The sequence below is a fragment of the Streptomyces sp. 4F14 genome, assembly GCF_048159485.1.
Classification (GTDB): Bacteria; Actinomycetota; Actinomycetes; order Streptomycetales; family Streptomycetaceae; genus Streptomyces.
In genome coordinates, this window is the sequence record NZ_JBLRVY010000002.1 from 318,390 (window position 1) to 339,851 (window position 21,462).

16 protein-coding genes and 1 tRNA gene are annotated in these 21,462 nt (G+C 70.3%); 7 read left to right on the forward strand and 10 right to left on the reverse strand.

Annotated elements, in window-relative coordinates; all coding sequences use genetic code 11:
- The first annotated feature begins 38 nt into the window (after positions 1 to 38).
- Positions 39 to 1,013 (forward strand): Tat pathway signal sequence domain protein, encoded by a 975-nt coding sequence (locus ACLZOT_RS03730; RefSeq protein ID WP_416967234.1) that lies wholly within the window; start codon positions 39 to 41, stop codon positions 1,011 to 1,013.
- Positions 1,014 to 1,071: 58 nt separating this feature from the next.
- Here ACLZOT_RS03730 and ACLZOT_RS03735 read toward each other — a convergent pair whose 3' ends face one another.
- A complete protein-coding gene (locus ACLZOT_RS03735) occupies positions 1,072 to 2,874 on the reverse strand; it encodes a bifunctional metallophosphatase/5'-nucleotidase (RefSeq protein ID WP_416967235.1) in 1,803 nt (600 codons plus the stop codon).
- Positions 2,875 to 3,006: 132 nt separating this feature from the next.
- On the opposite strand from ACLZOT_RS03735, the gene ACLZOT_RS03740 reads away from it, so the two are divergent.
- Both ACLZOT_RS03740 and pyk read left to right on the forward strand, forming a co-directional pair.
- Positions 3,007 to 3,690 (forward strand): SIMPL domain-containing protein, encoded by a 684-nt coding sequence (locus tag ACLZOT_RS03740; protein WP_416967236.1) that lies wholly within the window; start codon positions 3,007 to 3,009, stop codon positions 3,688 to 3,690.
- A gap of 124 nt (positions 3,691 to 3,814) precedes the next feature.
- The gene (pyk, locus tag ACLZOT_RS03745) at positions 3,815 to 5,251 is read left to right on the forward strand and encodes a pyruvate kinase (RefSeq protein ID WP_416967237.1); all 1,437 of its coding nucleotides are present in this window, start codon (positions 3,815 to 3,817) and stop codon (positions 5,249 to 5,251) included.
- Positions 5,252 to 5,347: 96 nt separating this feature from the next.
- On the opposite strand, the gene ACLZOT_RS03750 is transcribed toward pyk, so the two are convergent.
- Positions 5,348 to 5,420 (reverse strand) — tRNA-Leu (locus ACLZOT_RS03750).
- A gap of 101 nt (positions 5,421 to 5,521) precedes the next feature.
- Here ACLZOT_RS03750 and ACLZOT_RS03755 point away from each other — a divergent pair.
- Positions 5,522 to 6,181, forward strand: coding sequence for an ANTAR domain-containing response regulator (locus tag ACLZOT_RS03755; protein ID WP_416967238.1), 660 nt, complete (start codon positions 5,522 to 5,524; stop codon positions 6,179 to 6,181).
- Positions 6,182 to 6,242: 61 nt separating this feature from the next.
- Here the strand turns inward: ACLZOT_RS03755 and ACLZOT_RS03760 are convergent, their stop codons facing one another.
- The 7 genes from ACLZOT_RS03760 to ACLZOT_RS03790 form a co-directional block, all read right to left on the reverse strand.
- Positions 6,243 to 6,959, reverse strand: coding sequence for an ABC transporter ATP-binding protein (locus ACLZOT_RS03760; protein WP_416967239.1), 717 nt, complete (start codon positions 6,957 to 6,959; stop codon positions 6,243 to 6,245).
- Positions 6,956 to 7,798, reverse strand: a complete 843-nt coding sequence (locus tag ACLZOT_RS03765; protein ID WP_416967240.1) for an ABC transporter ATP-binding protein — start codon at positions 7,796 to 7,798, stop codon at positions 6,956 to 6,958. Before ACLZOT_RS03765 ends, ACLZOT_RS03760 begins: the two co-directional genes overlap by 4 nt.
- 5 nt (positions 7,799 to 7,803) lie before the next feature.
- On the reverse strand, positions 7,804 to 9,624 hold the full coding sequence (locus ACLZOT_RS03770) for a branched-chain amino acid ABC transporter permease (protein WP_416967241.1): 1,821 nt from the start codon (positions 9,622 to 9,624) through the stop codon (positions 7,804 to 7,806).
- A gap of 5 nt (positions 9,625 to 9,629) precedes the next feature.
- Positions 9,630 to 10,559 carry a branched-chain amino acid ABC transporter permease gene (locus ACLZOT_RS03775; protein ID WP_416967242.1) on the reverse strand — a complete coding sequence of 310 codons (930 nt, stop codon included), beginning with the start codon at positions 10,557 to 10,559 and terminating at the stop codon, positions 9,630 to 9,632.
- Between the two features lie 106 nt (positions 10,560 to 10,665).
- Positions 10,666 to 11,901, reverse strand: a complete 1,236-nt coding sequence (locus tag ACLZOT_RS03780) for an ABC transporter substrate-binding protein (protein ID WP_416967243.1) — start codon at positions 11,899 to 11,901, stop codon at positions 10,666 to 10,668.
- Positions 11,902 to 12,396: 495 nt separating this feature from the next.
- A complete protein-coding gene (locus ACLZOT_RS03785) occupies positions 12,397 to 12,870 on the reverse strand; it encodes a hotdog fold thioesterase (protein WP_416967244.1) in 474 nt (157 codons plus the stop codon).
- 72 nt (positions 12,871 to 12,942) lie between these two features.
- Positions 12,943 to 15,222 carry an FdhF/YdeP family oxidoreductase gene (locus ACLZOT_RS03790; RefSeq protein ID WP_416967245.1) on the reverse strand — a complete coding sequence of 760 codons (2,280 nt, stop codon included), beginning with the start codon at positions 15,220 to 15,222 and terminating at the stop codon, positions 12,943 to 12,945.
- 328 nt (positions 15,223 to 15,550) lie between these two features.
- Between ACLZOT_RS03790 and polA the strand changes: the two genes are divergently transcribed.
- Entirely contained in the window at positions 15,551 to 18,277 is a 2,727-nt protein-coding gene (polA, locus tag ACLZOT_RS03795) for a DNA polymerase I (RefSeq protein WP_416967246.1), read from the forward strand.
- Here the strand turns inward: polA and ACLZOT_RS03800 are convergent.
- On the reverse strand, positions 18,271 to 19,119 hold the full coding sequence (locus ACLZOT_RS03800; protein ID WP_416967247.1) for a DUF4184 family protein: 849 nt from the start codon (positions 19,117 to 19,119) through the stop codon (positions 18,271 to 18,273). The genes polA and ACLZOT_RS03800 overlap by 7 nt on opposite strands.
- A gap of 302 nt (positions 19,120 to 19,421) precedes the next feature.
- Here ACLZOT_RS03800 and ACLZOT_RS03805 point away from each other — a divergent pair, with 302 nt between their 5' ends.
- Positions 19,422 to 21,191: a lytic transglycosylase domain-containing protein gene (locus ACLZOT_RS03805; protein ID WP_416967248.1), complete on the forward strand. Its 1,770-nt coding sequence runs from the start codon at positions 19,422 to 19,424 to the stop codon at positions 21,189 to 21,191.
- A gap of 127 nt (positions 21,192 to 21,318) precedes the next feature.
- Positions 21,319 to 21,453, forward strand: a complete 135-nt coding sequence (locus tag ACLZOT_RS03810) for an SPW_0924 family protein (RefSeq protein ID WP_416967249.1) — start codon at positions 21,319 to 21,321, stop codon at positions 21,451 to 21,453.
- Positions 21,454 to 21,462 lie beyond the last annotated feature (9 nt).

Sequence of the window (21,462 nt, forward strand, 5' to 3'; positions counted from 1 at the left end):
TGCTCCGGCAGACACGACATCACGGGGGAGCAGCACACTTGAACCGACGGCAGATACTCCTCGCGGCGACCGCCCTCGCCCTCACCCCGGCCGGCCCGGCGACCGCCGCCGTCCCCGCCACACCCCGCCTCGACCTCACCACCATCAAGCCCTGGCTCCACGAGATCACCCTCAGCGAGACCCGCGTCCTCCAGTCCTTCGCCTTCGACAACACCAACAAGCGCCTCTACACAGCCCAGTTGACGCAAGGCGGACGCACCCTCCCCGGCGAGAGCGCCCCCGTCCCCGGCGCCGACCGCTCCAGGAACGGCGACCTCTGCGTCACCCGCCTCGACTGGCAGGGCACCGTCACCGGCCGCATGTACCTCAAGGGCTTCGGCCACGGCGTCTCCATCGCCGCCGAACCCTTCGGCACCGGCACCTACCTGTGGACCGAGACCGACGCGGTCCCCGACAGTCAGGACAACGGCTACGGCACCCGTATCGCCCGCTTCCGCTTCACCGACGGCACCGTCCTCACCCCGGCCTCGACGCAGCTCCTGCGCTTCGAGCCCGCCCCCGGCTCCGACCACGACACCGTCGCCCTCGACCCCGTCAACAGCCGTATCGCGCACCGGAGTCGGACCGGGGGCGTATGGACGTACGCGCTCCACGACCTCACCACCTTCAAGGCGGGCATCTTCACCCCCCTCGCCACCCTCACCCAGCCCGCCGTCCTGACCGGGCCCGTCTTCCAGGGGTACGCGACCCTCGGCCGCCACCTCTACACCCTGGACGGAACCTCCTTCGGCGACGTCCACCTCACCGCGACCGACTGGAACACCGGAGCCGTACTCGACCGGCAACTCACCGGAGCCGGGGCGGACCTGTTCTACCGCGAGCCCGAGGGGATGGCGATCCAGCTCCCTGACGCCACGTCACCGGCCCGGCTGCACTTCGGACTCGCCTCGGAGAAGTCGCTGACCGAGACCGACAAGAAGGCGAGCTTCTACTACACGGACACGACCGTCTGACGTCTCGAAAAAGAGAGGCCGCACCGAGGCAGAACGGTGCGGCCCCCTCAACTCACGCTCAGAACACCGGCGTTCCGTTCCGCGTCAGCTTCCAGTCCACCGACGCGAAGTCCTTCGGGTCCAGCACGCCCTTCGCCGTCACCCACTCCGCGATCCGCGTCCGGATCTCCGTCGACTCCGCCCACAGCTCCTGCGCCGCCGCCACGTGCGGGAACGCGCCGCCGCCGTTGGCCCGGTAGTTGTTCACCGCGAACACGAACTGCTGAGCGTCGTCCAGCGCGGCGCCCTGGTAGGTGAGGTTCCTGATCCGCGAACCCGCCGGCTGCGCGATGTCGATGTCGTACGAGAGCCCCGACACGTAGTCGTAGTTGTAGTCGGGCCGCCCGCCCGCGTTCGTCAGCTTCTCCACGTCCACGGCCGCGTCCGGCGCCGTCTGGACGAAGTACTGCGCCGAGAACTCCAGGTACGCCCTGAGCTGCGCGCCCGTCATCAACTTCGCGACCAGCGTGTTGTCGTACACGTACAGGCTCGACAGGTCCCGGATCGTCACGTCGCCGGCCGGGATCTCCGAGGTGCGGGAGAACGGCGACGCCTGCGCGATCACCGGCAGCGCGGCGTGCGCCGTACCGGCCAGCGCGGCCTTCACGACGTCCTCCTGGACCTTCGTGATCAGGTCGATGATCGGGGCGTCCTTGTAGCGGGCCTCGACCGTCGTCAGGGTCGCGGTGGCGGTGCCGACGACCTGGTTGACGTACTTCACGACCTTCGCGTGCTCGTCGCTCAGCAGGCGCGTGATCTTCGGGTCGTCCGCGACGGTGTTGGAGTTCAGCACCTTCGACGAGACCGACTCGACGGCCCAGCGGCCCTTCTCGCGGACCAGCTCGATGTCGAACACCGACAGGCGCTCGGCGTACGCCAGGGGCTCCGAGAGGATCACCGTCCTGCCGGTCTTCTCGTTGACGACCTTCAGCTCGGGGATCTCCACGTGCGCGTGGCCGACCAGGATCGCGTCGATGCCCGGCACCAGCCGCGCCACGTTCGCCGCCGCGTTCTCGACGTACGGGAGCTGGTCGCCGTACGAGGACGTGCCCGAGGAGCCCGAGTGCGCCGACACGATCACGACGTCCGCGCCCAGCGACCGCAGCTTCGGGACGTACTTCGCGGCCTGCTCCTCAAGCCCCGGGAACGCCAGCTTGCCCTGCACGTACGCCTTGTCCCAGATCGCGATGCCCGGGTTGGTGAGACCGAGGATCGCGACCTTCACCGGCGGGGCGCCCTTCGGGCACACCGTCTTGATGACGTAGGGAGGGAACGCGGGCCGCAGGGTCTTCGCGTCGACCGCGTTCGCGCCCAGCAGCGGGAAGCGCAGCTGCGACTCGAACTTGCGCAGCGTCTCGATGCCGTAGTTGAACTCGTGGTTGCCGAGCGCCGCCGCGTCGTACCCGATCGCGTTCATCGCCTGCGCCATCGGGTGCACCGGGCCGCCCTTGGCGGTGATCGGGTCGACCTTCGCGTAGTAGTACGTCAGCGGGGTGCCCTGGATCGTGTCGCCCGCGTCGATCAGGAGCGTGTTGTGGCGGCCCTTCTCCGCGCGCAGCCGGTTGACCAGCGTCGAGATCCGGGCCAGGCCCTGGGCGTTGCCGGCCGCGTCCTTGTACTCCGCGTCCTTGAAGTAGTCCCAGTTGAAGACGTGGCCGTGCAGGTCGGTGGTGCCCATGACCGTCAGCGAGTAACGCTTCTTCTGCGGAGCCTTGGGGGGCTTGGGAGCGGCCTGTGCCGGAGCCGCCGCCGCACCCGCGATCGCCACCCCCGCCCCGGTCACGGCGGACTTCTTCAAAAACTTCCGGCGGTTCAACGGCATATCTCGTACTCCTCGGGGAATCGTCAACGACGCGCGTAGATTCTGACTCGTCCATGACCCTTCACAACAGGTCCGGAAGGTTGCGATCAGGTGACCTGACGGGATCGGACCCCGCATGCGAGAGTGTGCCCCATGACGAACGGCACGGCCGAGGCGCCGCTTGTGACGGTCCGGGGCGAGGCCCGGATCGAGACCGCCCCCGAGATCGCGCGGGTCTGGGTGACCGTCAGCGCGCGCGGCCGCGACCGCCGCCACGTCCTGGAGGACCTCACCCGCCGCAACGCCACCGCCCTCGACCTCATCGCCTCCTACGGCGACGCCGTCGAACGCGTCTCCAGCGGCTCCTTCTCCGTCGCCCCCGAACCCACCGCGTACGGCCGTGGCGAACGCGTCCGCGCCTACCACGGACGGGTCCGGATCGCCGCTCGCCTCACCGACTTCACCGCCCTCGGCGAACTCGTCACCCGCCTCGCCGACCTCGACCTCACCAGCGTCGAGGGCCCCGAATGGGAGCTGCGCGCCGACTCGCCCGTACCCGCCGAGGCCCGGCGCACCGCCGCCCGCGACGCCGTCCGGCGGGCCCGCGAGTACGCCGACGCGCTCGGCACCACCCTCGCCGCGCTCGTCTCCCTCACCGACGACGAACCCGGCCGTACGCCGCGCTCCCGCTCGAACTTCTCACGCAGCGTGATCCAGGTGTCCGCCGCCGCTGCCGAGAGCGCGCCCGCGCCCCTCGACCTCGAACCGCCCCAGCTCTCCGTCGAAGCCTCCGCCGTCGCCCGCTTCACCCTCCACCCGCCCGCCCTGAACACCTGACGAGATGCTCATCGGAGCGGCCGTGCGCACACTTCGCGTCTTGTCAATAACCCTTCACGCAAAGGTGGTTGAGTAGTCATTCGCCGCCAATGGGCTACCCGGCGGTAGGGCCTAGGCTCGACCCATGCGCCGAGCGAAGATCGTCTGCACCCTGGGGCCCGCCACCGACTCGTACGACCAGATCAAGGCCCTGGTCGACGCCGGGATGGACATCGCCCGCCTCAACCTCAGCCACGGCAGCCACGCGGAGCACGAGGACCGGCTGCACCGCGTCCGCAAGGCCGCCGAGGAGGCCGGGCGGGGCGTCGGCATCCTCGCCGACCTCCAAGGACCCAAGATCCGCCTCGGCACGTTCACCGAAGGCCCCGTCCTCCTGGAGCGCGGCGACACCTTCACGATCACCGTCGAGGAGGGCGCCCAGGGCGACGGCCACTCCTGCGGTACGACGTACGCCGGGCTCGCCGCCGACGTCACCCCCGGTGAGCGCGTCCTCGTCGACGACGGCAGGGTCTGCCTCGAAGTCACCGCCGTCGACGGGCCCCGTGTCCACACCCGGGTCGTCGAGGGCGGCATGGTCTCCGACCACAAGGGCCTCAACCTGCCCGGCGTCGCCGTCTCCGTCCCCGCGCTCTCCGACAAGGACGAGGCCGACCTGCGCTGGGCGCTGCGGAGCGGCGCCGACATCATCGCCCTCTCCTTCGTCCGCAGCGGCTCGGACATCGACGACGTCCACCGCATCATGGACGAGGAGCGGCGCCGGCTGCCCGTCATCGCCAAGGTCGAGAAGCCCCAGGCCGTCGACGCCATCGAGGACATCGTCGCCGCCTTCGACGGGATCATGGTCGCGCGCGGCGACCTCGGCGTCGAAATGCCCCTGGAGCAGGTCCCGCTGGTCCAGAAGCGCGCGATCAAACTCGCCAGGCGCAACGCCAAGCCGGTCATCGTGGCCACCCAGATGCTCGACTCGATGATCGAGAACTCCCGCCCGACCCGCGCCGAAGCCTCCGACGTCGCCAACGCCGTCATCGACGGCACCGACGCCGTGATGCTCTCCGGCGAGACCAGCGTCGGCAAGCACCCCATCGAGACGGTCCGCACGATGGCGAAGATCGTCGAGGCGGCGGAGGAAGACCTCCTAGCCAAGGGCCTCCCGCCCCTGACCGACCACAACAAGCCCCGCACCCAGGGCGGCGCGGTAGCCCGAGCGGCAGCGGAGATCGGCGACTTCCTGGGAGCCAAGTACCTGGTCGCCTTCACTCAAACCGGCGACACGGTCCGCCGCCTCTCCCGCTACCGCTCCCCGATCCCGGTCCTCGCCTTCACCCCGGTGGCCTCCACCAGGGCCCAGCTGAGCGTGAGTTGGGGCGTGGAAACCCTCCTGGGCCCCTGGGTCGACTCCACCGACGCGATGGTGGAACAGGTCGACGAACTGCTCCTGAAACACGGCCTCTGTCAACAGGGCGACGTCGTCGTCATCACGGCGGGCTCCCCGCCCGGGGTGTCCGGCTCGACGAACATGGTCCGCGTCCATCACATCGGTGAGGACGACAGTCCCCGCTAGGCGAAGACGGAAGAACGCAGACGAAAAAACGGAGGATCACCGGGAAGTGGTCCTCCGTCTCGCGTTCGCGACGCGACCTTGGAATCTAAGGAAAAGTACCCCGGGTCGGATTCGAACCGACGCTGGATGGTGTTTGAGACCATTGCCTCTACCGCTGGGCTACCGGGGCGCCTTGTAAACAAAGGTGGACGGTCACCCGCCGTGCCCCCACCTTACCGCAGCTAGGTACGCTCTTGTCAGCAGTACCCCTGCCCCGACCAAGGAGCCCCCGTGACCGCCGAGTCGCCCCAGCCCGTAGACGCGCCCGACGACGACAAGTCGCACGTGCCTCCGCTGACGACCCGGGTCGTCATCGCGGAGGACGAGGCGCTGATCCGTCTCGATCTGAAGGAGATGCTGGAGGAGGAGGGGTACGCGGTCGTCGGGGAGGCCGGGGACGGGGAGCAGGCCATCGAGCTGGCCCGCGAGCACCAGCCCGACCTGGTCATCCTGGACGTGAAGATGCCCAAGCTGGACGGGATCTCCGCCGCCGAGAAGATCGCCGAGGAGCGGATCGCGCCGGTGCTGATGCTGACCGCGTTCTCGCAGCGGGACCTGGTCGAGCGGGCCCGGGACGCCGGGGCCATGGCGTACCTGGTCAAGCCGTTCAGCAAGAGTGATGTGGTCCCGGCCATCGAGATGGCCGTCTCGCGGTTCAACGAGCTGAAGGAGCTGGAGAAGGAGATCGCCGACCTCTCCCAGCGCCTGGAGACCCGCAAGCTCGTCGACCGCGCGAAGTCGATCCTCCAGACCGAGTACGGCCTGACCGAGCCGGCCGCGTTCCGCTGGATCCAGAAGACCTCGATGGACCGCCGCATGTCGATGCAGCAGGTCGCCGAGGCGGTCATCCAGGACGCGGACGAGAAGAAGTCGGGCAAGAGCCAGGGCTAGACGGTACGACGATGGCGGGCACCCCCGGCGCCGGGGGTGCCCGCCATCGTCGTACCCGTGGTCAGTCCTCGCCGAGGTACGCCTTGCGGACGGACTCGTCGTGCAGGAGGTCCTGGCCCGTGCCCGAGAGGACGATGTTGCCGACCTCCATGACGTGGCCGTGGTCCGCGAGGGACAGGGCGGCCTGGGCGTTCTGCTCGACCAGGAGGATCGTCGTGCCCTGGGACTTCAGCTCGGCGATCGTGGCCATGATCTTCTGCATCATGATGGGGGAGAGCCCCATGGAGGGCTCGTCCAGCATCAGCAGCTTCGGCTGGGACATCAGGGCCCGGCCCATCGCCAGCATCTGCTGCTCACCGCCCGAGAGGGTGCCCGCCGCCTGCTTGCGGCGCTCGCCCAGGATCGGGAAGAGGTCGTAGGACCGCTGGATGTCCTGCTCGATGCCGGGTTTGTCGCTGCGCAGGAACGCCCCGAGGCGCAGGTTGTCCTCGATCGTCATGCGGGGGAAGATGTGCCGCCCCTCGGGGGAGTGCGCGAGCCCGAGGGAGACGATCTGGTGCGCGGGGGTCTTCTTCAGCGACTTGCCGTTGAAGCGGATCTGCCCGCCGACGGGCTTGAGGAGCCCGGAGAGGGTGCGCAGGGTGGTCGTCTTGCCGGCGCCGTTGGTGCCGATGAGGGTGACGACCTCCCCGGCGTCGACGGTGAAGGAGATGCCCTTGACGGCCTCGATCTTGCCGTAGGCGACGCGGAGGTCCTCGACTTCGAGCAGCGCGGTCACTTCGCGCCTCCTTCCGTGGTGCTGTGGGCCTCTGCGGCCTCGACCTCGGCCACCTCTTCCGCGCCGGGCGCGTCCTCGAAGGGTTCACCGAGGTACGCGGCGACGACCCGCTCGTCCCCCTGGACGGTGGCGCTGTCGCCCTCGACGAGCTTCTCGCCCTGGACGAGGACGGCGACCCGGTCGCAGAGGTTGAAGATGAACCGCATGTCGTGCTCGATGACGAGGACGGCGATGCCCTGGTCGCGGATGGCGAAGACGAGTTCCTCGGTGGCCCGGGTCTCCTGCGGGTTCATGCCGGCGGTCGGCTCGTCGAGGAGCAGCAGGCCCGGCTCGCTGGCCAGCGCCCGCGCGATCTCCAGCTTGCGCTGCTCGCCGTAGGGCAGGTTGCGCGCGAGGTGGTCGGCCTTCTCCGCGAGGCCGACGAACTGGAGGAGTTCCATGGCGCGTTCGCGGGAGGCGGCCTCGGCCTTGTGGAAGGCGGGCAACCGCAGGACGGCGGACCAGAACCCTTCCTTCGTACGGGTGTGGCGGCCGACGAGGACGTTCTCCAGGACGGTCATGTTGGCGAAGAGCCGGATGTTCTGGAAGGTCCGCGCGATACCGGCGGCGGTCACCTTGAACGACTTGGCCGGCAGGACGGTGTCCTTGTAGCGGACCTCGCCCTCGGTCGGGACGTACAGACCGGTCAGGCAGTTGAAGAAGGTGGTCTTGCCGGCCCCGTTGGGCCCGATGAGCCCGACGATCTCCCCGCTGTTGACGGTGAGGTCGACGCCTCGTACGGCGGTGAGGCCGCCGAAGCGCATGGTGACGCCGCGGGCGTCGAGAACGGTGTTCGTCATGGTCGTCAGGCCCCTGCCTTGGTGAGGACGGTGGGCGCTTCGGCCTCCTCGTGGAACTCCAACTGGCGGCGGCGGTTGGGGATGAGACCTTCGGGCCGGAAGCGCATGATGAGGATGAGGGCGACGCCGAAGGCGAAGAGCTGGTACTCGCCGAGGAACTGGAGCTTGTTGGGGATGAGGAAGAGCAGGGCGGCGCCGACGAGGGGCCCGCTGATGGTGCCCATGCCGCCGAGGACGACGGCGGCGAGGAGGAACGCCGAGTTGGGCGGCGCGGAGCTGGCGAAGACGTACTGGTCCGGGGTGACCGCGTAGCTGACGTGGGCCTGCACGGTGCCGGCCAGCCCGGCCAGGGTGGCGCCGACGGCGAACGCGATGAGCTTGACGCGGAAGCCGTTGATGCCCATGGCGAGGGCCGCGGTCTCGTCCTCGCGGATGGCGATCCAGGCGCGGCCGATCCGGGAGTCGCTGCTGCGCCGGAAGACGACGATGACGACCGCCGTGATCAGCAGCATCAGCAGGAAGTAGTTGGCGAAGCGGCCGATGGTGAACCCGGCGATGTCGTGCGGGGTGCCGAGGTCGAAGCCGAAGATCTTCAGGTCGGGGATGGAGACGACGCCGTTGGAGCCGTTGGTGACCTTGGGGCCCGAGGTGCCGTCGAGGTTGTTGACGGTGATGCGGAAGATCTCACCGAAGCCGAGGGTGACGATGGCGAGGTAGTCGCCGCGCAGCCGGAGCGTCGGGGCGCCGATGAGGACGCCGAAGATCAGGGAGGTCGCGGCACCGACGAGGACGGCTGCCCAGAACGGGAAGTGGACGTCGATGGGCGAGCTGGAGGTGCCGGAGACGAGGGCCGCGGCGTAGGCGCCGACGCCGAGGAAGGCGACGTACCCGAGGTCGAGGAGTCCGGCGAGGCCGACGACGATGTTCAGGCCGAGGGCGACGGTCGCGAAGATCAGGATCTGCACGCCGATGGTCGCGTACTGGTCGTCGGTCTGGGTGAAGGGGAACAGGGCGGCGGTGACGAAGGCGCCGGTGATGGTGATGTTCTGGTGGCGCGCGGTGATCTGGGAGGCGTGGGCGACGAGGCCGGCCCTGTTGAGCGCGGCGAAGGAGAACCCGGCCGTCAGCAGGAAGCCGATGAAGAGTTCGTCGTACTCGGTGCCGATGCCGTAGGTGAAGACGGTGAGGCCGAGGGCGAGGACGGCGATGACGATGAGGATCTCGGCGTACGGGGGGAGCGCGCCGACCGGCTTGGGGGCGTCGGCGGCGAAGGCCGCCTTGACGGTGGTCCCCTGGTGGCGGGCCCGGTGCCGGAACTGCTCCCAGCCGCTGTCGTCCGGGTCGGCCGGGTCGGGCTCGGGGTGGACGAAGGGCAGCGCGAGGGCGCCGGCCAGGGCGGTCAGGGTGGCCACGGCGGCGATGTACGCGCCGGGGTCCAGGTTGACGACGCCGCCGAGGTCGACGCTGATCGCGATGACCGTGTACCAGGTGGTGGCGAAGGTGGCGAGCGCGCCGAGCTTGACCGCCGCGTCCCCGCCGCCGGGCGTCAGCCAGGCCAGGCCCTTCACGCCGTACGTGGACAGGGTGAGCAGCGTGGTGAGGGCGGCGCCGACGAGGACGAGGACCTGGAGGCCGCCGGGGTAGCCGTAGACGGTGAGGTCGCCGGGGAAGTCGTCGGTCCAGGTCCAGGCGAGGAAGGTGGAGACGATCGCGAGCGCGCTGCCGCCGAGGGCGAGGGCGCGGCCGGTCTTCTCCGGGAGGGGGACGAGTCCGGCGGGCGCGGGCGCGGTGTCCGGTGTCTTCGGTGCGGTGGTCTGTGTCGTCATGGGTGTCACGCCCTGTCCGCGACGCGCTCGCCGAGCAGGCCCTGTGGCCTGAACAGCAGTACGAGGATGAGGAGTACGAAGGCCCAGACGTCGGCCCAGGACTGGCTGCCGAACTTGTCCATGCCGGGGATGTCGGCGACGTAGGCGGTGGTGAGGGTCTCGGCGATGCCGAGGACGACGCCGCCGATCATGGCGCCGTAGATGTTGCCGATGCCGCCGAGGACGGCCGCGGTGAACGCCTTGAGGCCGAGGAGGAAGCCCATCTTGAAGTCGATCTGGCCGTACTTCAGGCCGTAGGCGACGGCTCCGACGGCGGCGAAGGTCGCGCCGAGGGCGAAGGCGAGGACGATGATGCGGTCGGTGTTGACGCCCATCAGCTTCGCGGTGTCCGGGTCCTGGGCGGTGGCCTGCATCCCGCGGCCGGTGCGGGTCTTCATCACGAAGTAGGCGAGGAAGGCCATGGAGAGGGGGGCGGCGCAGAGCAGGAAGATGTCACCGGTCTGGATGGTGACGTCGCCCAGCTCGAAGGGGCCGCCTGGGATCTCCGGGAAGGGGCGGGCCGACTTGGCGTCGGGGTACCAGGCCCAGACCGCCTGCTGGAGGGCGAGCGAGAGGCCGATCGCGGTGATGAGCGGGGCGAGCCGGGGGCCGCCGCGCAGGGGCCGGTAGGCGAACCGCTCCGCGCCGACCGCGATGGTGACGGCGACGACGATCGCCCCGGCCATCATCAGGGGCAGCGCGAGCCACATGGTGGTGCCGCTCGGGAGCCAGAGCCAGACCGTGAGCGCGCCGAAGCCGCCGGTCATGAAGATCTCGCCGTGGGCGAAGTTGATGAGCTGGACGATGCCGTACACCATCGTGTAGCCGATGGCGACGAGCCCGTACATGGCTCCTAGAAGCAAGCCGTTGACCAGCTGCTGCGGCAGTTCGTTCACCGCATGTCCTCCGAGACGGTCGTGTTGACGGTGGCCGGATGCGCGAGCGCGCGGGGCGCTGGTGGAACAGCGCCCCGCGCGGCTCATGAAGGGGGTGTGGTCGGCGTCAGCCGCCGTTGTAGGTGCCGGAGGTGACGGTCTTCCAGGCGCCGGCCGTGACGGAGTAGACGGTGAGCTGCTTGTTGGTCGCGTCGCCGAACTCGTCGAAGGAGACCTTGCCGGTCACGCCGTCGAAGGAGACGTTCTGCATGGCGGCGACGATCTTCGCGCGGGCGTCGGAGGGGAGCTTGCCGCCGTTGTCGTCGACGACCTTCTTGACGGCCTCGATGATCGCCCAGGCGCTGTCGTACGAGTAGCCGCCGTAGGCCGAGAAGCCCTCGGAGTAGCCGCCGGCCTTGTAGTCCGCGACGAACTTCTTGGCCGAGGGGAGGTCCTCGACGGGGGCGCCGACGGAGGTCGCGACGTCGCCGTTGCCGGTGGCGCCGGCCAGCGAGATGAACTTGTCGTCCTTGATGCCGTCGCCGCCGACCAGCGGGATGTTCGCGCCGGACGCCTTGATCTGCTTGGAGAGCGGACCGGCCTGCGGGTACTCGCCGCCGTAGTAGACGACGTCGGCGCCGGAGGTCTTCACCTTGGTGGCGACGGACGCGTAGTCCTTGGTGTCGGGGTTGATGTGCTCGGTGCCGACGACCTGCCCGCCGAGCTTCTTGAACTCGGTGGTGAAGGTGCCCGCGAGGCCGGCGCCGTAGGTCTTCTTGTCGTCGATGACGAAGACCTTCTTCTTCTTCGCCGTGTTGAAGACGTACTGGGCGGCGTAGGGGCCCTGGATGGCGTCCGTGGTCGCGGTACGGAAGTACGACTTGAACTGGCGGACCTTCTTGGTCGCCCAGTCCGGGCCCTGGGTGAGGGCGGGGCCGGTGTTGGCCGGGGAGACCTCGACGAGGTTCGCGGCCTCGAAGACCTTCTGCATCGAGACGGCGACGCTGGAGTTCAGCGGGCCGACGACGCCGAGGACGTTCTTGTCGGCGACGAACTTCGTGGCGTTCTGCTGGCCGGGGGCGGACTGGCCCTGGTCGTCGAGGGCGTCGATCTTGAAGGTGATGCCCTTGACGTACTCCTGCTTGTTCGCGGTCTTGGCCGCGAGGTCGGCGGAGTTCTTGATGCCGAGGCCCATCGCGGACAGGTCGCCGGTGAGCGGGGCGTCCACGCCGATGGTGACGGTGGTGTTGCCGCTGCCCGAGTCGGACTTGTCACCGCTGTCGTCGCGCGAGCCACAGGCGGTCAGAGTGAGAGAGCCCGCCGCCAGTGCGGCGGTGATGGCGATGAACGAGCGTTGACGCACGATCCGGTCCTTTCGCTGGCACGGCCCTCCCCCCTGGAAGAGGCCGGGTCGGGCGCCGAGCCGAAGGGGTATTCCGGCCGCGCCGTGACTGGCCGTGACTCTAAGCGGGTGTGGATAGCTGGAGGAGAGTCTGACCAATGCTGTGACGCTCTTGTTATGACACGAGGTAATGCAGAGCGGTACTGGAAGGGTGGAACAGTGGAATTCGGGCCGATTCGCCCCGTCCGCATGCTGAGAACGCGCAGGACCCGGCGGGTGCCGTTCAGGAGTCTGGGGCGTTTTGGTAATGACGCGAATTCGGGGCCGCGCGTTCTGGTTGTATGTGCCCGTCATATTGCGGGCTCATTACACAGGGTTACAGTCGTGAAAGGGAATCCGGCGTTCCTGATCACTTTTCCGTATTCCGTCACCCGTATACCGATCGCGAAAAACGCCGCAGGCCCGCACCTCTGAGCGGGTGCGGGCCTGCATCGATATGCGGCGGACGGTGACCGGCTAGCGGACGGCGGGCGCCCCGTCACCGGCGCCGACGTCACGCAGGAGACACGTCAGCCGCGCCGTGCACACCCGCCGGCCCGCCTCGTCCGTGATCACGATCTCGTACGTCGCCGTCGTACGGCCCCGGTGCACGGGCGTCGCCACGCCGGTCACCAGGCCCGAGCGCACGCCCCGGTGGTGCGTGCAGTTCAGGTCCACGCCCACCGCGAGCTTCCCGCTCCCGCCGTGCAGCATCGCGCCGACCGAGCCCAGTGTCTCGGCCAGCACCGCCGAGGCGCCGCCGTGCAGCAGGCCGTACGGCTGGGTGTTGCCCTCCACCGGCATCGTCCCCACCACCTGCTCCGCGGACGCCTGGATGATCTCGACGCCCATCCGGCTGCCGAGATGCCCGGCGGAGAACAGGGACGGGAGATCGACGCCGAGTGCGGCGTACTCGTCTATGACCTCTTGCGGGAACGTCTGCTCGGCCATGGGACCCGGCTCTCGTCTCGTGGTGGGGTGCTGTCTCTGTGTGTCAGCTTCGGTGCGCTCCTGAGCAAACGCTCAGTCGGTCGCCGATTGTTCCAGACGCACCACCACGGACTTGCTGGCAGGGGTGTTGCTGGTGTCCGCCGTCGCGTCCAGCGGGACCAGGACGTTCGTCTCCGGGTAGTACGCCGCCGCGCACCCGCGCGCCGTCGGGTAGACCACGACCCGGAAGCCCGGCGCACGCCGCTCCACGCCGTCCTTCCACTCGCCGACCAGGTCGACGTACGCGCCGTCCGCCAGCTTCAGCCGCTCGGCGTCCTCAGGGTTGACCAGGACCACCCGGCGGCCGTTCTTGATGCCCCGGTAGCGGTCGTCCAGGCCGTAGATCGTGGTGTTGTACTGGTCGTGGCTGCGCAGCGTCTGGAGCAGGAGGCGGCCCTCCGGCAGCTCGGGGAACTCCACCGGCGCGGACGTGAAGTTGGCCTTGCCGGTCGCCGTCGGGAAGCGGCGCTCGTCGCGCGGTGCGTGCGGGAGCGCGAAGCCGTCGGGGTGCGCCACACGCGCGTTGAAGTCCTCGAAGCCGGGGATCACCCGGGCGATGCGGTCGCGGACCGTCGCGTAGTCCTTCTCGAACTCCTCCCACGGGGTGGCGCTGCTCTCGCCGAGTACCCGGCGGGCCAGGCGGCACACGATCGCCGGCTCCGACAGGAGCTGCGCGCTCGCCGGCTTCAGACGGCCCCGGGAGGCGTGCACCATGCCCATCGAGTCCTCGACGGTCACGAACTGCTCGCCGGAGCCCTGGAGATCGCGTTCCGTGCGGCCCAGGGTGGGCAGGATCAGCGCCCGCGCGCCCGTCACCACGTGCGAGCGGTTCAGCTTCGTCGACACGTGCACGGTCAGGCGGGCCTTGCGCATCGCCGCCTCCGTGACGTCCGTGTCCGGGGACGCCGAGACGAAGTTGCCGCCCATCGCGAAGAAGACCTTCGCCTCGCCGTCGCGCAGGGCGCGGATCGCCCGGACGACGTCGTAGCCGTGCCCGCGCGGGGGCGCGAAGCCGAACTCCCGCTCCAGGGCGTCCAGGAACGCGGGCGCGGGGCGCTCGAAGATGCCCATCGTGCGGTCGCCCTGCACGTTCGAGTGGCCGCGGACCGGGCACACGCCCGCGCCGGGGCGGCCGATGTTGCCGCGCAGCAGGAGGAAGTTGACGACCTCGCGGATCGTCGGCACCGAGTGCTTGTGCTGGGTCAGGCCCATCGCCCAGCAGACGATCGTCCGCTCCGAGGCGAGGACCAGGCGCAGGGCCTCCTCGATCTCCGCGCGGGTGAGGCCCGTCGCCGTGAGGGTCTCGTCCCAGTCGGCGGCGCGGGCGGCTGCCGCGAACTCCTCGAAGCCGTGGGTGTGTTCGGCGATGAAGTCGTCGTCCAGGGCATCGGGTGTGTCGAGGATCAGCTTGTTCAGCAGGCGGAACAGGGCCTGGTCGCCGCCCAGGCGGATCTGGAGGAACAGGTCCGTCAGCGCGGCGCCGGTCGCCATGCCCTTCGCGGTCTGCGGGTTCTTGAACTTCTCCAGGCCCGCCTCCGGCAGCGGGTTGACGCTGATGATCTTCGCGCCGGACGCCTTCGCCTTCTCCAGCGCGGAGAGCATGCGCGGGTGGTTCGTCCCCGGGTTCTGGCCCGCGACGATGATCAGGTCCGCGCGGTAGAGGTCCTCCAGGAGGACGCTGCCCTTGCCGATGCCGATCGTCTCCGAGAGGGCCGAACCGCTCGACTCGTGGCACATGTTCGAGCAGTCCGGGAGGTTGTTCGTGCCCAGCTCCCGCGCGAAGAGCTGGTACAGGAACGCGGCCTCGTTGCTGGTGCGGCCCGAGGTGTAGAACACCGCCTCGTCCGGCGAGTCGAGGCGGTCGAACTCCTCGCCCATGATGGCGAACGCGCGCTCCCAGGACACCGGTTCGTAGTGGTCGGCGCCCTCGGGGAGGTACATCGGGTGGGTCAGCCGGCCCTGCTGGCCCAGCCAGTACCCGCTGCGCGTCGCCAGGTCGTCGACACTGTGGTCCGCGAAGAACTCCGGGGTCACCCGGCGCAGCGTCGCCTCCTCGGCGACCGCCTTCGCGCCGTTCTCGCAGAACTCGGCGGCATGCCGGTGATCGGGCTCGGGCCAGGCGCACCCCGGGCAGTCGAACCCTTCCTTCTGGTTGACCCGCAGCAGCGTCAGCGCGGTCCGCCTGACCCCCATCTGCTGCTGGGCCATCCGCAGCGAATGCCCCACGGCGGGCAGCCCGGCCGCCGCGTGCTTGGGCCCACCGACCTGCGGCGCGTCCTGAACCGGATCACTCTTAGGCGCCTTCCCGGCCATCCCACACTCTCCTTCGCGACCGCAAGCGGAGTCCTTGTTCGATCCTCCCACGGAGGAGTGACAGTTGGGATCGGGCGGGGGACCGGGAGGGGTGGGTGGGGCTGAGGAGGGCTGTGGTGCGGGTGCGTCGCGGCCGGTTGTTCGGCTGCGGGTGCATCGTGGCTGGTCGCGCCCGCGTGACGGCAGTCGTCTATCGAGTACGGCCCCGCGCACCCGGGCCGGCATGCTCGCCCCGCTCGCCGAGGCGCCGTAGTGACGAGCCCCGGCGCAGCTCGTGGGAGCGGGCCGTGGCGGGGCGTTGTCAGTGGCGCGTGGCAGGATCGGGGGCGTGGCAGAGACAGCATCGAAGACGAACGAGACGGCAACCGGCGAGGGCAGGCCCCGGCTGATGCTCATGGACGGGCATTCGCTGGCGTACCGCGCGTTCTTCGCGCTGCCGGTGGAGAACTTCACGACGGCGGTGGGGCAGCCGACGAACGCGATCTACGGCTTCGCCTCGATGCTGGCGAACACGTTGCGTGACGAGGCGCCGACCCACTTCGCCGTGGCGTTCGACGTGTCCCGCAAGACCTGGCGCTCCGAGGAGTTCACGGAGTACAAGGCGAACCGCTCCAAGACACCGGACGAGTTCAAGGGCCAGGTGGAGCTGATCGGCGAACTGCTGGACGCGATGCACGTGTCCCGGTTCGCGGTCGACGGCTTCGAGGCGGACGACGTCATCGCGACCCTGGCGACCCAGGCGGAGGCCGCCGGGTACGACGTCCTGATCGTGACCGGCGACCGTGACTCCTTCCAGCTGGTCACGGACCGCACGACGGTCCTGTACCCCACGAAGGGCGTCTCGGAGCTGACCCGGTTCACCCCGGAGAAGGTCGTCGAGAAGTACGGGTTGACGCCCGCCCAGTACCCCGACTTCGCGGCCCTGCGCGGCGACCCGTCGGACAACCTCCCGGGCATCCCGGGCGTCGGCGAGAAGACCGCCGCGAAGTGGATCAACCAGTTCGGCTCGTTCGCGGAGCTGGTCGAGCGCGTCGAGGAGGTCAAGGGCAAGGCGGGCCAGAACCTCCGCGACCACCTGGACGCGGTGAAGCTGAACCGCCGCCTGACGGAGATGGTGCGCACGGTCGAGCTGGACAAGACCGTCCCCGACCTGGAGCGCGCCCCGTACGACCGCCAGGCCGTCGCCCTGGTCCTGGACACCCTGGAGATCCGCAACCCGTCCCTGCGCGAGCGCCTCCTCGCGGTCGACCCGGGCGGCGTGGAGGCCGACGCGGCCCCGGTCGCCTCGGCGGGCGTGGACGTGGACGGCACGGTGCTGGGCACGGGCGAGGTGGCCCCCTGGCTCGCGGAGCACGAGACCGGCACGCTGGGCGTGGCGACGGTCGACACCTGGACCCTGGGCGCGGGGAGCGTCACCGAGGTCGCCCTCGCCACCGCCGAGGGCCCGGCCGCCTGGTTCGACCCCGCCCAGCTCGACGAGGCCGACGAGCGCGCCTGGGCGGCCTGGCTCGCGGACCCCGCCCGCGCGAAGGTCTTCCACAACGCCAAGGGCGCGATGCGGGTCTTCGCCGAGCACGGCTGGACCATCGAGGGCGTCACGATGGACACCGCGCTCGCCGCGTACCTCGTGAAGCCGGGCCGCCGCTCCTTCGACCTGGACGCCCTCTCCCTGGAGTACCTGGGCCGCGAACTGGAGCCCGCCGCGGCGGCCGACGGCCAGCTCGCGTTCGGCGCTGACGACGGCGCCGAGAGCGAGGCCCTGATGATCCAGGCCCGCGCGATCCTCGACCTCGGCGAGGCGTTCCGCGCCCGCCTGGAGGAGGTCGGCGCGGCCGACCTGCTGCGGGACATGGAGCTGCCGACGTCCGCGATCCTGGCCCGCATGGAGCGCCACGGCATCGCGGCCGACCGCGCACACCTGCAGAGCATGGAGCAGATGTTCGCCGGAGCCGTCCAGCAGGCGGTGAAGGAGGCGCACGCGGCGGCGGGCCACGAGTTCAACCTCGGCTCCCCGAAGCAGCTCCAGGAGGTTCTGTTCGGCGAACTGGGCCTGCCGAAGACGAAGAAGACGAAGACGGGCTACACGACCGACGCGGACGCGCTGGCGTGGCTCGCCACCCAGACGGACAACGACCTGCCGGTCGTCATGCTCCGCCACCGCGAGCAGGCCAAGCTGCGCGTCACCGTCGAGGGCCTGATCAAGACGGTCGCGGCGGACGGCCGCATCCACACGACGTTCAACCAGACCGTCGCCGCGACCGGCCGCCTGTCCTCCGTCGACCCCAACCTCCAGAACATCCCGGTGCGCACGGAAGAGGGCCGCGCGATCCGGCGCGGGTTCGTCGTCGGCGAGGGCTTCGAGTCCCTCATGACCGCCGACTACAGCCAGATCGAGCTGCGCGTCATGGCCCACCTCTCCGAGGACCAGGGCCTCATCGACGCGTTCACCTCCGGCGAGGACCTCCACAACACGGTCGCCGCCCAGGTCTTCGCCGTCGACAAGGACGCCGTCGACGCGGAGATGCGCCGCAAGATCAAGGCCATGTCGTACGGCCTGGCGTACGGCCTGTCCGCGTTCGGCCTGTCCCAGCAGCTCAACATCGACGCCGGCGAGGCGCGGGCCCTGATGGACACGTACTTCGAGCGCTTCGGCGGCGTACGCGACTATCTGCACCGTGTGGTCGACGAGGCGCGCGCGACGGGCTACACGGAGACCCTCTTCGGCCGCCGCCGCTACCTCCCCGACCTCAACAGCGACAACCGCCAGCGCCGCGAGACGGCCGAGCGCATGGCCCTCAACGCGCCGATCCAGGGCACCGCGGCCGACATCGTGAAGATCGCGATGCTGAAGGTCGCGAGGGCGATGGAGGAGGCGGAGCTGACCTCACGCCTGCTGCTCCAGGTCCACGACGAAATCGTCCTGGAGATCGCGCCCGGCGAATCCGCGCGCGTGGAGGAGCTGGTCCGCCGCGAGATGGCCGACGCGGTCCACCTGCGGGCCCCGCTGGACGTGTCGGTCGGCTCCGGCCAGAACTGGGAGGCGGCGGCTCACTGAGAGACCGAGGAGTGCTCTCGTCCGGAGAGCACTCCTCGCTGCCCGTCCGGCCGCGCCACCCGTACGACCACGGCGTACACCACGACCCCCACGAGCAGCCCCGCCCCCGCCCCGAAGCACATCGTCGGGACGATCTCCCAGGGCTTGGCCCCTCGATCCCCCCAGTACGCCCACCACCGCGCCACCCGCAGCCCCGCCCCGACGGCCGCGCACCCGCCCAGCAGCGCCCCCGCGAGCCACCGGTCCCGGACCGACAGTACCGGCACCCCGCGCACCGCCCCCGAGGGCGCCCGGCGCAGCGCGTGCGTCAGGAACGCCCCGATGACGACGGCCGCGACCAGCGAACCCCCGTACTGGAGGTACCAGTACAGCGGCGACCCGGCGACCTCCTCGCCGAGGACCGGGAACAGGCGCGACCCCCACCGGTCGTGGTGCGTGAACGCGTCCCAGACGACGTGCGTGAGAGCGCCGGTGACGGCGGAGGCGTACCAGCGCAGCACCAGCGCGGCCCGCACCCGCGCGCGGGGGACGCCGCAGCGGGTGAGCGCGGCGACCCGGGGCCGCCCGGCGGCGGGCAGCAGCGCCACCAGCGGCTCGCGTACGAGCAGCCACAGCCCGACGAGCAGCCACGCGAGCAGCACGTCGACGGTGAGGACCCCGGCGAAGGAGTGCGTGACCTCCCCGAACCGCATCGCGTCCGGGGCGGCGCTCGCCGCGTAGTACGTGAGGTCCGGGGCGAAGGACCCGGCCACGAGAACGGCGGGAATCAGCCGACCCCGGCCCGTCCCGTCACCGCGCACACCGGGCAGCACGGCGGCCGCGTGGCTCAGGGTGAACGGCACACATGCTCCTCGGGCGGAAGACGATCACGGACGACCCGGGAAGACGCCCACGACGTGGGACGCGGTTCCCGGCCACCGGCACATGAGCGCCGGATGAAAACAGCCTCCTACGGGTGCCGGTGTCAAGGGAGTTGACGTAGGGTCGCCCTACCCGTCGGTACGTCCGGTGTCCGCGGGGCGCGCGATGACGGCGGGACGGAAATCGCCTGGAGGGGCAACCTCCCGGGCACCCCGTTCGTCAGACAGGTGAGCACGGCAGACAGAGACGGGACGCTCGGGCGTCCACGGGAGGGGTTCACTTCATGTCGGCGCAATTCGGCAGGAGGCTGCGCAAGAGCGCGGTCAACACCACCGTCGCGGCCGTCGCGGTCGCCGCCCTGGCCGCGTCGCAGGCTCCGGAGGTCGTCGCGGGCACGACCCAGGACAGACCCGCCGACACCCCCGCCTCGGCGGCCGACACCGGCTCGACGACCGGCGGCGCCACCGGCAACTCGCCGTACTACACGGACCTGCCGCCCCTCAACAGCCCGAGCCCGGTGCCGACCACGGGCACCGCCCCGATACCCGGCACCGGCGTGACCGGTACCGGAACCGTCTCGGAGGCGGGCATCCCCGCGACCGTCCTGGACGCCTACAAGCGGGCCGCGACGACCCTCGCGGGCAGCAAGCCCGGCTGCAACCTCCCCTGGGAACTCCTCGCCGCGATCGGCAAGGTCGAGTCGGGCCACGCGAGCGGCGGGAACGTCGCGGCGGACGGCACCACGATCACCCCGATCCTCGGCCCGCCCCTCAACGGCGTCGGCTTCGCCCACATCAGCGACACGGACGGCGGCGCCTTCGACGGCGACGCCACGTACGACCGCGCCGTGGGCCCCATGCAGTTCATCCCCTCGACCTGGGCCTGGGCCGGCCGCGACGGCAACGGCGACGGCAAGAAGGACCCCAACAACGTCTACGACGCCGCCCTCGCCGCCGCGCACTACCTGTGCCGCAACAACTGGGACATGAACACGCCCTCGGGCCTGCGCAGCGCGATCCTCAGCTACAACAACTCGACGGCGTACTACAACACCGTCACCTCGTGGCTGGAGTACTACCGCAAGGGCACGCACGAGATCCCGAACGGCACGGGCACCCTCCCGGGCAACCGCAGCGACAACCCGGTGTCGGGCTCGGGCGGCACGAAGACCACCCCGCCGAAGACGGGTACGCCCCCGAAGACCCCGGCGCCCCCCAGGACGGACCCGCCGAAGACCCCGCCCACCACCCCGCCGCCCGCCCAGACCCCGACGGACACCGTCCGCCGCCTGGAGGACGCCGGCACGGGCAAGCTGACCGCGACCGCCGGAAGCGCCTTCGCGCAGAAGATCGGCGCCCGCGCGGAGACCGCCGACGGCAAGGCCGTCGCCAAGGTCCGCGTCCGCTTCCTGATCGTCGGGGACACGGACACCACGTTCACCGGCGGCGAGAAGATCGCGACGGCCACCACCGACGCGAAGGGCGTCGCCACGCCGCCCGCGCTCCGGGCGGGCGAGAAGACGGGCTCGTTCCTGGTCCGCGCGCTGGTCGTCGGCCGCGCGCTCGACCCGGTCGACTACACGGCCACCGTCGAGGCCCGCTCCGCCGACCTGATCTCCAGCCTCCTGGGCGGTCTGCTGACCACCGTCGCGGGCGGCGAGTTCACCGACCAGGTCCAGGTCAAGGCCACCCTGAAGGGCGCCGCCGCCGGGAAGGTCGCCGCGACCGCCACCCTGGTCGCCGCCGCCGGCGACACCACGGCGAACGACAAGGGCCCGTACTTCAAGGACGCCGCCGGCAACCCCGTCCGCACCCTGACCGGCCTCACGACGGACGCGCTCGGCGTCCTGAAGCTGCCGAAGCTGTACGCGGACGACAACGCCGGCACGTTCCTGCTGAAGATCACGACGACGGGCGGCGCGAGCCTCACGGTCGAACTGACCGTCACGGCCGTCCCGACCGCCACCCCGGACCCGGAGCCCGAACCGAGCGACCCGCCGTCTGCGAGCCCCTCGCCGAGCGGGTCGACCGAAGCCTCACCCTCGGCCTCCTAGGCCCGCAAAGGCCCGTACAGCGGCCGCGGCGCCCCTCTCTCACGAGGAGCGCCGCGGCTGTTCTCATCTGCGCCGCCCGTTGCTACGGTGCCGACACCTGACAGACCGTCAGGTCCGGGAGGTCCGTATGCGCGCTCTGATCGCCGCCGCGGCCGGTCTGGCCGCCGCCCTCGCCCTCGTCCTGACGATCAGCGCCATCGGCACGCCCACCGGCAAGACCTCGCCGAAACCGCTGCTGACGACCGTGCCCGCGCACCCGTGAGGAGGGCGC

What these genes read in the sequence shown, in the direction of transcription:
- ACLZOT_RS03735 (WP_416967235.1), bottom strand. Translation starts at nt 2,874, where the DNA reads ATGCCGTTGAACCGCCGGAAGTTTTTGAAGAAGTCCGCCGTGACCGGG.
- ACLZOT_RS03740 (WP_416967236.1), top strand. Translation starts at nt 3,007, where the DNA reads ATGACGAACGGCACGGCCGAGGCGCCGCTTGTGACGGTCCGGGGCGAG.
- pyk (WP_416967237.1), top strand. Translation starts at nt 3,815, where the DNA reads ATGCGCCGAGCGAAGATCGTCTGCACCCTGGGGCCCGCCACCGACTCG.
- ACLZOT_RS03765 (WP_416967240.1), bottom strand. Translation starts at nt 7,798, where the DNA reads ATGACGAACACCGTTCTCGACGCCCGCGGCGTCACCATGCGCTTCGGC.
- ACLZOT_RS03770 (WP_416967241.1), bottom strand. Translation starts at nt 9,624, where the DNA reads ATGACGACACAGACCACCGCACCGAAGACACCGGACACCGCGCCCGCG.
- ACLZOT_RS03785 (WP_416967244.1), bottom strand. Translation starts at nt 12,870, where the DNA reads ATGGCCGAGCAGACGTTCCCGCAAGAGGTCATAGACGAGTACGCCGCA.
- ACLZOT_RS03790 (WP_416967245.1), bottom strand. Translation starts at nt 15,222, where the DNA reads ATGGCCGGGAAGGCGCCTAAGAGTGATCCGGTTCAGGACGCGCCGCAG.
- ACLZOT_RS03805 (WP_416967248.1), top strand. Translation starts at nt 19,422, where the DNA reads ATGTCGGCGCAATTCGGCAGGAGGCTGCGCAAGAGCGCGGTCAACACC.
- ACLZOT_RS03810 (WP_416967249.1), top strand. Translation starts at nt 21,319, where the DNA reads ATGCGCGCTCTGATCGCCGCCGCGGCCGGTCTGGCCGCCGCCCTCGCC.